Annotated in this window: 12 protein-coding genes, 1 tRNA gene and 2 pseudogenes; 6 read left to right on the top strand and 9 right to left on the bottom strand. The window is 66.0% G+C overall.

The genetic code is table 11. The annotated features are described in order from the left end of the window. Positions 1-140: 140 nt before the first annotated feature. The 7 genes and pseudogenes from Q0D45_RS11345 to Q0D45_RS11315 all read right to left on the bottom strand — a co-directional run. Positions 141-1,310: pseudogene (locus tag Q0D45_RS11345) on the bottom strand (cation:proton antiporter); the annotation flags it as partial. Between the two features lie 47 nt (positions 1,311-1,357). Then, the gene (locus Q0D45_RS11340) at positions 1,358-2,137 is read right to left on the bottom strand and encodes an energy transducer TonB (RefSeq protein ID WP_293392771.1); all 780 of its coding nucleotides are present in this window, start codon (positions 2,135-2,137) and stop codon (positions 1,358-1,360) included. 1 nt (position 2,138) lies between these two features. Beyond that, the gene (locus tag Q0D45_RS11335) at positions 2,139-2,552 is read right to left on the bottom strand and encodes a biopolymer transporter ExbD (RefSeq protein WP_273453000.1); all 414 of its coding nucleotides are present in this window, start codon (positions 2,550-2,552) and stop codon (positions 2,139-2,141) included. Between the two features lie 13 nt (positions 2,553-2,565). Then, entirely contained in the window at positions 2,566-3,105 is a 540-nt protein-coding gene (locus Q0D45_RS11330) for a MotA/TolQ/ExbB proton channel family protein (RefSeq protein ID WP_293392764.1), read from the bottom strand. Beyond that, positions 3,102-4,469 carry a MotA/TolQ/ExbB proton channel family protein gene (locus Q0D45_RS11325; protein ID WP_293392761.1) on the bottom strand — a complete coding sequence of 456 codons (1,368 nt, stop codon included), beginning with the start codon at positions 4,467-4,469 and terminating at the stop codon, positions 3,102-3,104. Before Q0D45_RS11325 ends, Q0D45_RS11330 begins: the two co-directional genes overlap by 4 nt. Beyond that, positions 4,466-5,251 carry a DUF3450 domain-containing protein gene (locus Q0D45_RS11320; protein ID WP_293392758.1) on the bottom strand — a complete coding sequence of 262 codons (786 nt, stop codon included), beginning with the start codon at positions 5,249-5,251 and terminating at the stop codon, positions 4,466-4,468. Before Q0D45_RS11320 ends, Q0D45_RS11325 begins: the two co-directional genes overlap by 4 nt. A gap of 10 nt (positions 5,252-5,261) precedes the next feature. Then, positions 5,262-6,041, bottom strand: a complete 780-nt coding sequence (locus tag Q0D45_RS11315; protein WP_293392756.1) for an SDR family oxidoreductase — start codon at positions 6,039-6,041, stop codon at positions 5,262-5,264. Positions 6,042-6,132: 91 nt separating this feature from the next. On the opposite strand from Q0D45_RS11315, the gene Q0D45_RS11310 reads away from it, so the two are divergent. The 4 genes from Q0D45_RS11310 (at position 6,133) to Q0D45_RS11295 (ending at position 9,887) form a co-directional block, all read left to right on the top strand. Further along, positions 6,133-6,504 (top strand): rhodanese-like domain-containing protein, encoded by a 372-nt coding sequence (locus tag Q0D45_RS11310; protein WP_293392754.1) that lies wholly within the window; start codon positions 6,133-6,135, stop codon positions 6,502-6,504. A gap of 74 nt (positions 6,505-6,578) precedes the next feature. Beyond that, positions 6,579-6,655, top strand: a tRNA-Met gene (locus Q0D45_RS11305). A gap of 285 nt (positions 6,656-6,940) precedes the next feature. Beyond that, positions 6,941-8,500, top strand: coding sequence for an inorganic phosphate transporter (locus Q0D45_RS11300; RefSeq protein ID WP_366946418.1), 1,560 nt, complete (start codon positions 6,941-6,943; stop codon positions 8,498-8,500). A gap of 127 nt (positions 8,501-8,627) precedes the next feature. Further along, positions 8,628-9,887 carry a putative Na+/H+ antiporter gene (locus tag Q0D45_RS11295; protein WP_293392749.1) on the top strand — a complete coding sequence of 420 codons (1,260 nt, stop codon included), beginning with the start codon at positions 8,628-8,630 and terminating at the stop codon, positions 9,885-9,887. Positions 9,888-9,896: 9 nt separating this feature from the next. On the opposite strand, the gene Q0D45_RS11290 is transcribed toward Q0D45_RS11295, so the two are convergent. Then, positions 9,897-12,065, bottom strand: a complete 2,169-nt coding sequence (locus Q0D45_RS11290) for a transglycosylase domain-containing protein (protein ID WP_293392746.1) — start codon at positions 12,063-12,065, stop codon at positions 9,897-9,899. 102 nt (positions 12,066-12,167) lie between these two features. Here Q0D45_RS11290 and soxC point away from each other — a divergent pair, with 102 nt between their 5' ends. Together soxC and Q0D45_RS11280 are read left to right on the top strand one after the other, a co-directional pair. Continuing rightward, on the top strand, positions 12,168-13,421 hold the full coding sequence (gene soxC, locus Q0D45_RS11285; protein ID WP_293392743.1) for a sulfite dehydrogenase: 1,254 nt from the start codon (positions 12,168-12,170) through the stop codon (positions 13,419-13,421). Then, entirely contained in the window at positions 13,408-13,932 is a 525-nt protein-coding gene (locus Q0D45_RS11280; RefSeq protein WP_293392740.1) for a cytochrome c, read from the top strand. The genes soxC and Q0D45_RS11280 overlap by 14 nt, the downstream gene beginning before the upstream one ends. Before the next feature lie 4 nt (positions 13,933-13,936). On the opposite strand, the pseudogene Q0D45_RS11275 reads toward Q0D45_RS11280, so the two are convergent. After that, positions 13,937-14,749, bottom strand: a pseudogene (locus Q0D45_RS11275) (hypothetical protein); the annotation flags it as partial.

Raw genomic sequence — 14,749 nt, 5'->3', positions numbered from 1 at the left:
CGCCTGGCGCTCGCGCCTGGCTGCGGTACTGGTCGGCCTCGGCCGCAGTGCCAGCGAGCAGCAGGCCGGCAAGCAAGGTCGCGCGTAGCCGCCTCATTCCCGATTCGCCCCGGTCACCGGAAACGGGTGGTCAGGCGCAGCACCAGCGGATTGACCGCGATCGAGATCAGCGCGCCGGCTACCAGCAGACCCTGCGCCTGCTTCGGCACCAGTTCCAGAGTCAGGCCAAGCCCGATCAGGATGAAGCTGAACTCGCCGATCTGGGCCAGTGCCGCCGATACGTTCAGTGCCGTGCCGTTCGGCCAGCCAAGCACGCGGACGATCGCGTAGGCGACCACCGACTTGCCGACGACGATCACCGCCACCACGGCCAGCAGCGACAAGGGCGCGGTCAACACGATCATCGGATCGAACAGCATGCCCACCGAGACGAAGAACAGCGCCGCGAACGCATCCTGGAACGGCCGCAGTTCATCCGCGGCGCGATGGCTGTGATCCGATTCGTTGACGACGATGCCGGCGAAGAAGGCGCCGAGCGCGAAGCTGACGCCGAACAGTTCGGCCGAGATGAACGCCACGCCGAGCGACAAGGTGATCGCAGCCAGGGTGAACAACTCGGCCGAACCGCTTTTCTCGACTCTCGCCAGCAGCCACGGAAACACCCGCTTGCCGACCACCAGCATCAGCACCACGAACAGCGCGATCATCGCCAGGGTCATGCCCAGCGAACGCAGCAGCGCGTTCAGATCCAGCGCTTCGCCCCTGAGCGGCCCGGCCAGCGCCGGCAGCAGCACCAGCGCCAGGACCATGACCAGATCCTCGACGATCAGCCAGCCGATCGCGATCTGGCCATCTTCCGACTGCAGCATGCCGCGCGCTTCCAGCGCCTTCAGCAGCACCACGGTACTGGCCACCGACAGCGCCAGCCCGAGGACGATGCCGCCGCCCAGGGTCCAGCCCCAGAACTCGGCAAGACCAACGCCCATCGCCGTGGCCAGCGCGATCTGCGCGATGGCACCGGGCACGGCGATGCGCCGCACCCGCATCAGATCGCGAATCGAGAAATGCATGCCGACGCCGAACATCAGCAGGATCACGCCGATCTCGGCGAGCTGCGGCGCGATCGTCGAATCGACGATCAGGCCGGGCGTGAACGGCCCCACCGAAACGCCGGCCACCAGATAGCCGATCAGCGGCGGCAGGCCCAGGCGAAACGCGATGAAGCCGCCGACGAAGGCGAAGCCGAGACCGATCGCCAGGGTTTCGATCAGCGCTTCGTCGTGGGCATCGCCCGCTGCGAAAGCGGCCAGCGGCAGCAGAAGTGCGGATGACAACAGTGGCAGGTAGAAACTCGATTTCATGGATTGTTGTAGTTGTAGACGCAGTCGGCGGGGTCCATGTCGACTCTTTGCTTCACTTCGGCCGCCGTCTCGCCACCTTTCGGATAGATCCAGTTGCTGACGCTTTCGATCGCCGCCGCCTCGAAGACACCCCGGGGGCTCGCATCGACAATGCGCACGTTCTCGACCTGGCCACGCGGCGTGACCACGAACACCACCTCGACCCAGCCGCGCAGCTTCTGCTTGCAGGCCCAGGGCGGCATCTGCGGCCGCGCGGTCGACAGCGGCACCAGCTCGCGGCTCTTGAAGCTGCCATTGCCCCGACCTCCACCACCACCACCGCCGCCGCCATTGCCGTTGCCGCCACCGCCGGCAAAGCCGCCGAAAGTGCCGGAATTGCCCAGGCCCATGCCGATCCCGAGGTTGACGTCGCCGACGCCGATGTTGGCGATCGCGACATTCGGCGCCACGATCGGAATCGATGGCCCGGCGATCACCGGCAGGTTGGGCCGCGCCAGCGACGGCGGCGCGTCGGGCGGCGGCGGTGGCGCCAGTTCCGGCAACTTGGCGGCCGCGTCGTCCGGCTCCGGCGGCTTCTGCTCCTCGGCTTTGACGATCTGCGAAACCGGCAGCGATTCTTCACCGGGCGGCCCGTCGAGATGAGGCGACAGGATCATCCAGCGCATCATCACCACCATCAGCAGCACCAGCAGCGCGGCCAGCGGGGCGAGCAGCAACCAGCGCAGTACGTCGCGACGCGCCGGAATCAAGCCATTGCTGTCGGCGACGGCCGCCATCTCAGGGCGTGCTGACCGGAGCGGCAGAGATCGCGACGTCGATGGCACCGGCCAATCGCGCCTGATCCATCGCTTCGACGACCAGCCCCGCCCGGGCATCGCGATCGGCCTGGATCACCACCGGCGATTTCGGCTTCTGCGCGCGCAGGCGTTCGATCGTCGCACGCAGCAGGCGGATATCGACCCGACCGCGATCGACGAAGATCTCGCCGCTCGCCGAGATGCCGACGAAGATCGCCGAGTTGTCGAGCTTGACTGCCGTCTGTGCGCTCGGCCGGTTGATCTTCAGGCCGGATTCGCTGACGAAGGCCGCGCTGATGATGAAAAAGATCAGCAGGTTCAGGAAGAAATCGAGCATCGGCGCAAGGTCGATGTGGGTATCTTCGCGGGCCTGGGAATGGCGGCGGACTTTCATGGGCCTGGCGTTTTCATTCGGTAACGAACCGATCAGGCAGGCGATCGGTTTCCCAGCGCACCCGCGCGGCAAGCCGCACCGAGAAGAACAGGCCGAGCAGGCTGACGATTAGCCCGGCCAGAGTGGCCACCATCGCGTGCGACACGCCGTAGGCCATGGCGCGGACATCGGCCTGCCCCGCCGCCGTCATCGCATCGAACACTTCGAGCATCCCGGCGACGGTGCCGAGCAGACCCAGCAACGGCGCCAGCGGCACCATGACCTTGATCAGCGGCAGAGTCGCGCTCATGCCGATCTTCAGCTCGGACAGCAGCTGTTCACGGATCCGCTGTGCCGTCCACGAACGACGCTCGCGGCGGCCGGCCCACTCGGCTTTCTTCTCGGCAAGCCGCGACGGATGGATGCGCTTCAGATACCAGTAGCGCTCGAGAATCAGCAGCCACATCGCCAGTGACGCGGCCAGGATCACTTGCACGACCCAGCCGCCGAGGCGCAGGAAATCCTCCCAGGAATCACGCGGCAGTTCGTAGACCAGATGCAGCATCTCGTTCATGGCGCAGCCCCTTCGGCCCCAAGGGCGCGCGCTTCGAGACGGCGCGCCAGCAGGCCAGCGGCCTGCTCGTCGAGCACCTGCACCAGCACCCGCGAACGGGCGCCGAGCATGCTGTTGATGAACAGGATCGGGATCGCGATCAACAGGCCCAGCACGGTAGCGATCATCGCCTGCGAGATGCCGCCAGCCATCACCTTGGGATCGCCGGCACCGACTTCGGTGATCACCTGAAACGTGATGATCATGCCGGTGACGGTGCCGACCAGACCCAGCAACGGGCCCGCCGCAACGACCATGCTCAGGAAGCTCTGGAAGCGCTCGATGCGCGGCAGTTCGCGCAGCACCGCTTCGGAGACGCGGGTTTCCAGCACTTCCGGATCGTGGGCGCGGTCATCGTCCTTCAGGCAAGCGAGCACGCGGCCCAGCGGATTGTCCAGCTGCGGCGCTTCGATGTTGCCGAGCTGGCGGCTCATGCGGCCGCCAACGATCGCCAGATACCAGAGCTGATACAGCGCCAGGCCGACGCCGACCAGACCGAGCAGGATGATCACGTAACCCACCGCGCCGCCCTGATGGATGCGCTCGATCACGTCAGGCCGGAGGGCCGCGAGCCGCAGCAGATTGCCGCGTGTCGGATCGATCGACACCGGCAGCCATCCGTCTTCGGCCTTGGCTTCCTCCAGAGCATGCGCCGGTCCGCTGGCCTGCTCGGAGCGCTGCGGCGTTACCAGACTGCCGCCGGGCTGGGCAACCAGATACTTGCCGTCGTGAATCGCGCTGAAGGCGCCGATGCGGGTCACCGTCTGCTTGGTCGTCAGGCCATCGATCGCCGTGACTTCCGCCGGGAAGCGCACGACCTTGCCGTTCTCGCTGATCTCCTGCATCAGCAGGAACCAGAAATCCTCCAGTTGCTGATTGCTCGGCAAGCGGTTGGGATCGGCCAGCTGATCGAGCGCTTTCAGCCGTTCCGGAAACTGCGCGGTGACATAGGAATCCGCCGCCGCCGCGCGGAACTGCGCCGCCGCTTCCCGCACCGCTGCATAGACCTGGCCGAGATCGCCGCTGCTGGCCGTCAGCTGCGCCTTGTAATCGCTGATCGCTTTCTGCGCGCCCTCATAGCGGCTGCGCACCGCCGCGGCCTTGCCTTCGGCGACACGCAGTTCGGCCTCGGCCTGAGCAAGCTGCGCCTGCTGATCGGCCTTGTTGCGCAGGAAGCGCGCCTCACGCTCCTGATTGATCTTGGCGTTCTGTGTGCTCGATTCGCGGATCGACTTCAGCAGATCGTCGATCGCGGCGGGTTGCTGGGCGTGAGCGGCACCGAAGCTGCCGAACAGCAGCGCAAGGATCAGGGCGCGCATGCTCATGGCTGCGCTCCAGTCACAGCCGCCCGTGGTGCCGGCACCGGCAGCTTCACGACCAGCGGCGCCGCAGTTTCACGCGCAATGCGCAGCGCTTCGCGAATCTCGCCGCGATGCTGTTCCGGCAAGCCGATCCACTGCTTCTTCGCCGGATCCCAGTGCATCGCTTCGCGGCCATCGAGTGTCAGGCCGTACAGCGCAGTGCGGCCAACGCGCAGCACGTCGATCAGCTTCTTGTCGCTGCCTTCGCTCAGTTCCATGCGCTCGGCGCCGAACACGCGGCCGTAGTCGCCTTCGATGCGATAGGCCTCGACGACGCGACGGTATTTCTCGGCCTGGGTCACCGCCGGATCGGTCATCAACTGCTTGAGGGAGGCGATGCGATCGCGGCGCTCGGCCTGCAGGAACGGCAGATCGAGCGCGATGAACTTGTCGAGGCTGTCGATCATCTTCAGCAGCAGCGGCGTCAGATCGCGAGTGTTGGTGGCGAGATCGCGAGCCTGCGCGGCCAGGGCCGCGCGCTCGGCTTCCTGGGTCGCCAGCAGCGGTTCGATCTGCTCGGCGTAGACCTTCAGCTGCTGCGCCTGCCAGATCGCCGCGCGATAGCGTTCGAGCATGCTGCGGGTCTGGTCATCGAGCGCATCGATGCGCGTCTGCGCCGCTTTCGCCGCCTGGTTTGCCTGCACGGTGGCATCAACGGCCGGCGAGCCGCCCTGGGCCCAGATCGGACCACTGATCGGCCCGCTGACGAGGCTCAAGAAGAATGCGGCGAATCGAAGTCTGGACATCGTCATCCCGTCAGTAGCCGCTGACCAGTTTGGTCGTGTAGCGATTTAGGAAAGCCGGCAACAACTTGTTGGCCAGCGCCAGGGCCTGGGTCTGCAGGCCGGGGTACCAATGGGTGTGCGCCAGACTTCTGGACTGCGACACCTGCCAGACCTTGGCGGCAATGTCCTCGGCCTTCAGGTTCACGCCCATCCGGGTGATCGACTTCGGCGGCGCAGCCACGTCGTGGACCATCGGCGTCGCGACGAACAGCGGCAGCAGGTCCATCACGCGGATTCCGTACTGCGCCCATTCGATGCTCAAGGCTTCGGTCAGACCCTTCACCGCGAACTTGGTTGCACCGTAGCTCGCGAAGCCCGGCGCGCCGTGAATCGCCGAGGCCGACGCCATATTGATCAGGCAGGCACCCGGCGTCTGCCGCAGATACGGCAAGGCCGCATGCGCACCGTTGATGACGCCCTTCAGATTGACGTCGACGATCAGGTGATGACGAGTGATCGGAATGTCGGCGAAGTCCCCGGTGCTCAGGATGCCGGCGCAGCTGAACATCACATCGAGCCGGCCGCTGCGCCTGAAGAAGCGTTCCAGTGCGGCGGTAACGGCGGCAGCATCGACGACGTCCAGCGCTTCAGCAATGGCGTGGTCAGCGCCAAGCTGATCGCGCAGCGCCTCGACAGCAGCGCCGGCCACGTCGTAAAGGCCCACGAACCAGCCCTTGGCCGCATACAACTCGGCTGTGGCGCGACCAATGCCGGCCGCGGCACCGGTAATGAAGATTGCTGGTCGACTCATCGCACCGGCCTGTATTTGATGGTTCTTATTGGGCCTTGCAGCCTCGGCCCGGTAATCTAACCCGCCGCCGCTTCATTGTCTGGAGAAGATCATGGCTGACACTCACCCGCCCGCCTTCCTGGCGCTGGTCGACGACGCAAAGACCCGCATCCAGGAAATTCACGCCCGCGATCTCGCCGCCACGCTGGCCGCCAACCCGGCCGCCAAGCTCATCGATGTCCGCGAAGAAAGCGAATACGCCGCCGGCCACGTCAGCAACGCCGAATGGCTCGGCAAAGGCGTGATCGAACGCGACATCGAAGCCCGCCACCCGGACAAGGCCGAGCCGCTCTATCTGTACTGCGGCGGCGGCTTCCGCTCGGCACTCGCCGCCGACAACCTGCAAAAGATGGGCTACACCCAGGTCTGGTCGATCGACGGCGGCTGGCGAAGCCTGAAAGACCTGATGCCGACGACAAGCTGAAGCGCCCCGCGGCTAAAAATGCCGAAAAATCATTGTCGCGGCCCCTCGAACCCCCTACAATCCGCGCCTCGCGTGGCTAGGTAGCTCAGATGGTTAGAGCGCGGCACTCATAATGCTGAGGTCGGCGGTTCGATCCCGCCTCTAGCCACCATTCGATCATCAAGCATTGCCCAGAAAACCGAAGCCCTTGGAAACAAGGGCTTTTTTGTGCCCGCTGTCCCATGACAGTGCGGTTCATTGCACTCGAATCCGGCATCAACTGGGCAAGTTTCCGGGTAACACAGGACCCGTTGCGGGTAACTCGGTGTTTCGGCCTCTCGAAAGCCGCTTTGTGACACATGCGTGTCATTAGCCGCTGCTAGCTTCGGGCGAGAAACTACTGGGGGACGAGATGAGCACAACGACGATCGGGCCGGTTGGCAGCGGCGCACCGCGCATGGATCAAGGGCTCGGGGTGGCGGGGACGATCGGCTTTGCCGCGTCGGTCATCGTGGCCATTCTTTATGTGGCGTACAGCGTCTATGTCGATGCCAGCGCAGCGGGCATTCAGGCGACGACTTATCTGCCGTTCATGCTGCTGTTCATCGCCCTGCTGATTGCGCTCGGTTTCGAGTTCGTCAACGGTTTTCATGACACGGCGAACGCGGTGGCGACCGTCATCTACACCAACTCGATGCCGGCCAATGTCGCGGTGGTCTGGTCGGGCTTCTTCAATTTTCTCGGCGTGCTGCTGTCCAGCGGCGCGGTGGCTTTCGGCATCATTTCGCTGCTGCCGGTCGAGCTGATCCTGCAGGTCGGATCCAGTGCCGGTTTCGCGATGGTCTTCGCGCTGCTGTTCGCGGCGATCGCCTGGAACCTCGCCACCTGGGCGCTCGGCATTCCGTCTTCCAGCTCGCGCACCTTGATCGGTTCGATCATCGGTGTCGGCATTGCCAACGCGCTGATGCACGGCCGCAGTGGCACGGCGGGTGTCGACTGGAGCAAGGCGACCGACATCGGCAAGGCCCTGCTGCTGTCGCCGCTGCTCGGCTTCACTGCCGCGGCGCTGCTGTTCCTGGCCCTGAAGGTGCTGGTCCGCAACAAGGCGCTGTACGAAGCGCCGAAGCCGGGCGTTGCGCCGCCACTGTGGATACGCAGTCTGCTGATCTTCACCTGCACCGGCGTCAGCTTTGCCCACGGCTCCAACGACGGCCAGAAAGGCATGGGCCTGATCATGCTTATCCTGATCGGCACCGTGCCGACTGCCTATGCGCTGAACCGTGCGGTGCCGGCGCAATATGTCGCCGAGTTCCACGGCCATACGCTGGCGATGAATCAGACCATGAACTCGCATGGCAGCGCCGCCGCGTTCGAAGGCGATCCGCGTACGGCGCTGACCCGCTACATCGCCGACAAGACCCTCGATCCGCAGACGGTGCCGGCATTGACGGCGCTGGCCGCCGACATCGACAGCCAAGTTGGCGAATACGGTTCGCTGGCGCGGGTGCCGGCCGACAAGACCCGCAACATGCGCAACGACATGTACATCGCTGCCGAAGCGGTGAAGCGCCTCGGCAAGGAGCCAAGCCTCAACTTCGCGGACGACGAAACGAAGACCCTCGACCGCTACAAATCCTCGCTGGACAAGGCGACGCGCTTCATCCCCACCTGGGTGAAGGTGGCGGTGGCCTTCGCGCTCGGCCTGGGCACGATGATCGGCTGGAAGCGCATCGTGGTGACCGTCGGCGAGAAGATCGGCAAATCGCATCTCACCTACGCACAGGGTGCCTCGGCGGAACTGGTGGCGATGGCCACCATCGGCGCCGCAGATGCCTTCGGCATGCCGGTATCGACGACGCATGTGCTGTCCTCCGGCGTCGCCGGCACGATGACGGCAAACCAGTCCGGCCTGCAGATGTCGACGGTGCGCAATCTGCTGATGGCCTGGGTGCTGACCCTGCCGGTGTCGATCACGCTGGCCGGCTCGCTGTACTGGGTGTTCTCGAAGATCTTCTGATCTCGGAGCAGTTCTCGAACTGGCCCACCCTCGCGGTGGGCTTTTCGTTTGGGCTTCACGGCAGGCTGACAATTGCCGACAAGCCGCGTGGTACGGTCAATCCCTTCCCCGCCAACCCTCTTCGATCATGACGCCGACCCTGATCCAGTCGCTGGCCGCTGCAATCTTCGTCATCGCCCTGATCCACACCTTCTCGACCAAGTTCTTCGAAGGTCTGGCGCATCGCTATCCGCGGCATGAGGGCATCTTTCATCTGCTCGGCGAGGTCGAGGTGGTATTCGGCTTCTGGGCGATGGTGCTGGTGATCCTGCTGTTCGTGCTCGAAGGTAGCGACGCGGCAGTCGCCTATGTCGATTCGCGCAACTTCACCGAGCCGCTGTTCGTGTTCGCGGTGATGATCGTTTCCGGCAGCCGGCCGATCCTCGATCTGGCCGGCATGCTGGTCAAGGGCTTGTCCAGGCTGCTGCCGCTGCCGACCAGCATCGCCACCTATTTCACGATCATGGCGCTGGTGCCGCTGCTCGGTTCATTCGTCACCGAGCCGGCGGCGATGACGCTGGGCGCGCTGATGCTGTGCGACCGCTTCCTGAACGCTGAAGGCCTGTCGAGCCGGTTCAAGTACGCGACGGTCGGCGTGCTGTTCGTCAACATCTCGATCGGCGGAGTCTTGACGCCGTTCGCTGCGCCGCCGGTGCTGATGGTCGCCAGCAAGTGGAACTGGGACATCGCTTTCATGATGAGCAACTTCGGCTGGAAGGCCGCGATCGCGGTGGTCATCAATGCCATCGCAGTGACCTTGCTGTTTCGCAAGCAGTTGGCGGGGATCGTCAGTAGCGGCGAGGGCAAGAACGCCGCCGTGCCGCTGCCGATCATGCTGGTCAACACGCTGATCCTGCTCGGCGTGGTGATGTTCGCGCATCACCCGGCGCTGTTCCTCGGCCTGCTGCTGTTCTTCATCGGCTTCGCCACGGCTTATCAACGCCATGAGGGCCGGCTGATCGTTCCCGAAGCGCTGCTGGTGGCGTTCTTCCTCGCCGGCCTGGTGGTGCTCGGCGGCATGCAGCAGTGGTGGCTGCAGCCAGTGCTGCTGTCGATGAGCCCGGACGCGGTCTACTTCGGCGCCACTGCGCTGACGGCCCTGACCGACAACGCTGCACTGACCTACCTCGGCTCGCTGGTCGAAGGCCTGAGCGACGAGTTCAAGTACATGCTGGTGGCCGGCGCGGTGACCGGCGGCGGGCTGACGGTGATCGCCAATGCGCCGAATCCAGCCGGTTTCTCGATCCTGAAAGTCCGCTTCGAGGACGAAACGATCGGCGCGCTCGGCCTGTTGCTGGCGGCGCTGCCGCCGACCTTGGTGGCGATCGTCGCGATGCGGTTTCTGTAGCGGTTCCGCTCACTTCACCCGGAAGCTCACCGTCGGCGTCTGCCAGCGGCCATCGGCGGCCTTGGCACTCGCCGTGTGCTCGCCGCGCGACAGCGGCCATTGCCAGCGGCCACCTGGCGTTCTCGCTGCTTCGGCGGCGTCGACGATCCAGATCACCGCGTTTGCCTCGGGCTTGTCCGGCACGCCGGCCAGCTCGAATTCGAGGGCTTGAAGTTCCGGCGGCACTCTGGGATCGATCGCCATGCGCAGGCCTTCGAAGGGTTGCAGCAGGCGCGGCGGGCCGGCTTCGCTGGCGCTGATCGAGGCGACCACCGCATCCGGTGATTCCGGTGCGGTGCCCGGCGCGAACCATTCCAGGCGCTCGCCGCCATCCGGGCCACGCACCGTGTGCGACTCAAGATTCGGGCTGCGCGTCAGCGGCCGGGATTGCTGATTGCGGTTCAGCAGCCCGAACATCGAGCGCACCAGCAGCGCCGGGCCGATCGAACCGGTGACGCCATCCATCGCCTGCCCGGCCAGCGCGCCCATCCAGGCGCCGACCACATGGTGGCCGTCATAGGCCACGCACCAGGCGTCGCGGTAGTCGCTCGAGGTGCCGGTCTTGACCGCGGTCTGCACCGGGAAGCGCAGCAGGCCGCCATCGCCGAACTCGAGCAGGCGGGCGCGCGGGTCGGACAGGATGTCGGTGATGATCGAGGCGCTGTCGCGGCTCAGCGCCGCGACTGAAGCCTGCGCTTCGAGGCCGTCCTCGAACAAGGTCAGCGGTCGCGCCCTGCCCTGATTGGCCAGAGCCGCGTAAGCGCCGACCAGCTCCGCCAAGCTCACTTCGCCGTTGCCGAGCGCAATGCCATCGCCATAGACATCTGGATGCTGGCCGAGGCCGCGCATGCCGAGCGTGCGCAGCAATGCCAGCAGCCGCTCGCCGCCGACGAACTGCAGCGTACGCACCGCCGGCACGTTCAAAGAATTGCCGAGCGCTTCGCGGACGGTGACCGTGCCGTAGCTGATCCGCGAGTAATTGCGATAAGGATGCAGGCCATCGCCGACATGCGCCGCGAGGCCGTCATCGGCAATCGGCGTTGCCGCCGTCCAGCCCGATTCCAGCGCCAGCGCATAGACGAAGGGCTTGAGTGCGGAGCCCGGCTGACGCGGCGTCTGCACGGTGTCGATGCCGGTTTCGGAATCCTCGGCATCGAGATTGCCGACGTTCCAGGCGCGCACCTTGTTGCCATCGAGATCGACGACCAGCAAGCCGCCCTGGCGCACGCCGACCTTGGCCAGATCGCGCAGCCGCTGATCGAGCAATTGCTGACCCTGAACTTGCCAAGCGCGATCGAGGCTGGATCGCAGCGGGCCATCGCCGGTCGGTGGCTGGCGGCGACGCAGCTCGGCGATGAAGTGTGCGGCCGGCACGCTGTCGTCTTCTGCACTGAGCGCCGCCGGCGGGATCGCCAGCTGTGCGGCCTGCTCGGCATCGATCAGGCCGTCATCGAGCATCCGCGCCGCAACGCGGCTCATCGGCCCCTTGAGACGCGCGGCATCGCGCAGCGGATCGAGCCGGCTCGGCGCTCGCGGCATCACCGCCAGCGCCAGCATCTCGGCATTGCTGAGGGTCGCCGGTTCGCGGCCGAAGTAGTGGCGCGCCGCCTGACGGATGCCGCGCCGCTGCGCACCGTAGGGAATCTGATCGAGATAGAACTCGAGGATGTCGCTCTTGCTGAAGCGCGCTTCCAGCCGCATCGCTTCGAAGCGTTCGACCCAGCGCGACCACAGCGTGCGCGGCCGCGGATGCAGCAGGCGCACCACCTGTTCGCTGATCGTGCTGGCGCCGCGCACCGCGTGACCGGCGGCGATGCCCTGGCGGATCGCCGAAGCGCGGGCGCGCCAGTCGATGCCGCCGTGCTGCCAGAAACGCCGATCCTCGGCAGCGACCATCGCCGTGCGCAGGAACGCGGGCACCTGTTCCAGCGGCAAACGATCGGCGGTGTTCCAGCGCTGCTGGTAGTGCGCGCTCAGCGGCTCGCCACTGCGGTCGAGCACCGGACGCACGTCGGCGGCGGCAAGCTCCGGCTGCAGATGCTCGGGCAGCGCGCGCTGCGAGACGACCGTCGCCACGATCAGCAACAGCAGCGCGGCGGCGGACAGGCGTAGCAACAGTCGGCGGCTGGGTCGAAGCAAATGAACGGCTCCTTTGACGAACGCTGATCCTAGCTGTGCTCGGCGAGTTAAGGTGCAGCCTGATCGCCGCAGAAGACGGCGCCGGCCTGTTTGGAGGAGACGATGAGCGAAGGCGACGAGACTTCCGCGAGCGGCCCGCTCGACCGTCGCCTGTTCCTGCGTCGCGGCCTGCGCTGGAGCGCGGCCATCGCTGCGGCGCCGTCGATCGCCATCGCTGCGGATATACCAAGCGATCCGACCCGCACGCCGGGCCAGCCGTTCAGCAACTACGGCCAGCCGTCGCCGCAGGAGAAAGCGACGATCCGCTGGATCAGCGCCAATCGCGCCGTCGCCGGCAATGGCGTGTCGTGGACGCCGCTGCACGATCTCGAAGGCATCATCACGCCGAGCGGTCTGCACTTCGAGCGCCATCACAACGGCGTGCCGCAGATCGATGCCGCGGCGCATCGGCTCAGCGTCCACGGACTGGTGCAGCGGCCATTGAGCTTCACGATCGAGGCGCTGAAGCGTTATCCGCAGCGCTCGCGCATCGGCTTCGTCGAATGCGGCGGCAACAGCAATTCGAGCTGGAACCTGGAGCCGCTGCAGACCCGCGCCGGCTACCTGCATGGCCTGGCCTCGAACAGCGAATGGACCGGCGTACCGCTGTCGATCGTTCTCGACGAAGCCGGCGTCGATCCCGCAGCACGCTGGCTGGTGCTCGAAGCCAGCGATGCGATCGGCATGAACATCTCGCTGCCGCTGGCCAAGGCGCGCAAGGATTGCCTGCTGGCGCTGTACCAGAACGGCGAGCGCCTGCGCCCCGAACAAGGCTATCCGCTGCGGCTGATCGTGCCGGGCTGGGAAGGCGTGCTGAACGTCAAATGGCTGAGCCGTATCGAGCTGAGCAGCGAGCCGGTGATGAGCCGCAACGAGACCAGCCGCTACACCGAGCTGCAGCCCGATGGCCGGGCACGCCAGTTCACCTTCGTGATGGACGTGAAGTCGCTGATCACTTCACCGTCGCCCGGGCATCTGCTGAGCGAAAAAGGCCTCTACGAAATTCGCGGGCTGGCCTGGAGCGGACGCGGCAAGGTCAAACGCGTCGACGTGTCCGCCGATGCCGGCAAGACCTGGAAGCCCGCTCAACTGCAAGGTCCGGTGCTGCCGATGAGCTTCACCCGCTTCCGCATTCCCTGGCGCTGGGATGGTGCGGCCGCGATCCTGCAAAGCCGCGCCGTCGACGAAACCGGCACTGTGCAACCGACACGCGCAGCACTGGTCGCCAAGCGTGGCCGGGCCGGCTACTTCCACTACAACGCGATCGTCTCCTGGCAGGTCGGCGAAGACGGGGAGCTGAGCCATGTCTATGCCTAGCGCGGCGACCGGGGCCGCCCTCGCCTGCCTGCTGGCGTTCGCAGCGCACGCGGAAACGCCACGCCTAGGCCAGCCGATCAGCGCCGCCGAACTCGCCCGCCTGCCGCGCAGCGTGTTCCCGGATGGTCGCGGCCTGCCGCCGGGGCGTGGCACGGTGGCCGATGGTGAGACCCTCTACGACCAGCGCTGCGCCTCATGCCACGGTCCGAAAGGCATCGACGGCAGCGGCGGCCACCTGATCAGCGACGGCGCGATCACCGGCCCCGATCAGGACCCGGCGATCAACAACTACTGGCCGTACGCGACGACGCTCTGGGACTTCACCCGCCGGGCGATGCCGATGAACGCGCCCGGCTCGCTGACCGCGGACGAAACCTATGCGGTCACCGCCTGGCTGCTGCACCTGTCCGGCTTGCTCGACGCCGACGGCGTGCTCGACGAGAAAACGCTGCCCGCGATCCGCATGCCGAACCGCGATGGCTTCGACTGGATCGACGCCCGGCGCCCCTGAAGCTTCAGGGCGTCGGCGCGTTGTCGAACACCAGCGTCCGGTTGCCGCCGAAGCTGCCGTTGCTGGCGCAGACATAGCGGAAGGCATCGCCGGAGAAGCGCAGTGATCCGGTGATCAGCGAACTGTTGCCGCTGGTGCAGCGGGAGGTGCCGATGCCGAAGCCATCGGGGCGGTAGAACCAGATGTCGATGTCGTCGTAGAAGGCATCGGCACCGCCGGCAAACAAGCCGTTCCACGCGGTTTCGGCATTGTTCGGGTACGCCGCGCCCGCCAGCGTGCGCACCGGCAGCAAGGTGTCGCCGCTGAACACCGGGAACTCGTACGGTGCACCGCTGGCGGCGTAGACCTGACTGCCGTCCGGCGATACCGCGACGTCGAGCCCGTTCGAACCCGGCGAGCGGCTGCCGCGATCGGTGACCACGAAGCGGGCGCCATCGAAGGTCGACCACGACACCTGCGCGTGGCTGATTCGCGACGGGCTTATGCCGGTATCGATGACATAGACCTCTCGGCTGTCGCCGGTCACCGAGATCGCGCCGTTGCCGTAGAAATCGCTGGTCGGAAAGATCGTCGCGCGGGATTCACCGCTGAGCAGATTGATGGCGACACCATTGCCGAGAATCAGCGTCGGAATCGCCGACGTCCGGGTGTAGGCCAGACGCACGTCGTACAGACTACCGAGATACGCGTACGGGTAAACCGCGCTCGAAGCCCCGGTGCGGGCATCGAGCGCCAGCACGCGCGCGGTGCTGGCGTCGACGATGTCCAACACCTCGACGTTGGAGCTGACCGCCATCGAGCCCGCTGCGGTGGTGCC

The sequence above is a fragment of the Nevskia sp. genome, assembly GCF_023266035.1.
Taxonomy (GTDB): domain Bacteria; phylum Pseudomonadota; class Gammaproteobacteria; order Nevskiales; family Nevskiaceae; genus Nevskia.
Note: the sequence above shows the minus strand (reverse complement) of the source record. Positions and strands in the feature narration are given on the sequence as shown.

What these genes read in the sequence shown, in the direction of transcription:
- Q0D45_RS11310 (WP_293392754.1), top strand. Translation starts at nt 6,133, where the DNA reads ATGGCTGACACTCACCCGCCCGCCTTCCTGGCGCTGGTCGACGACGCA.
- Q0D45_RS11320 (WP_293392758.1), bottom strand. Translation starts at nt 5,251, where the DNA reads ATGTCCAGACTTCGATTCGCCGCATTCTTCTTGAGCCTCGTCAGCGGG.
- Q0D45_RS11295 (WP_293392749.1), top strand. Translation starts at nt 8,628, where the DNA reads ATGACGCCGACCCTGATCCAGTCGCTGGCCGCTGCAATCTTCGTCATC.
- Q0D45_RS11300 (WP_366946418.1), top strand. Translation starts at nt 6,941, where the DNA reads ATGGATCAAGGGCTCGGGGTGGCGGGGACGATCGGCTTTGCCGCGTCG.
- Q0D45_RS11315 (WP_293392756.1), bottom strand. Translation starts at nt 6,041, where the DNA reads ATGAGTCGACCAGCAATCTTCATTACCGGTGCCGCGGCCGGCATTGGT.
- soxC (WP_293392743.1), top strand. Translation starts at nt 12,168, where the DNA reads ATGAGCGAAGGCGACGAGACTTCCGCGAGCGGCCCGCTCGACCGTCGC.
- Q0D45_RS11280 (WP_293392740.1), top strand. Translation starts at nt 13,408, where the DNA reads ATGTCTATGCCTAGCGCGGCGACCGGGGCCGCCCTCGCCTGCCTGCTG.
- Q0D45_RS11335 (WP_273453000.1), bottom strand. Translation starts at nt 2,552, where the DNA reads ATGAAAGTCCGCCGCCATTCCCAGGCCCGCGAAGATACCCACATCGAC.
- Q0D45_RS11330 (WP_293392764.1), bottom strand. Translation starts at nt 3,105, where the DNA reads ATGAACGAGATGCTGCATCTGGTCTACGAACTGCCGCGTGATTCCTGG.
- Q0D45_RS11325 (WP_293392761.1), bottom strand. Translation starts at nt 4,469, where the DNA reads ATGAGCATGCGCGCCCTGATCCTTGCGCTGCTGTTCGGCAGCTTCGGT.
- Q0D45_RS11340 (WP_293392771.1), bottom strand. Translation starts at nt 2,137, where the DNA reads ATGGCGGCCGTCGCCGACAGCAATGGCTTGATTCCGGCGCGTCGCGAC.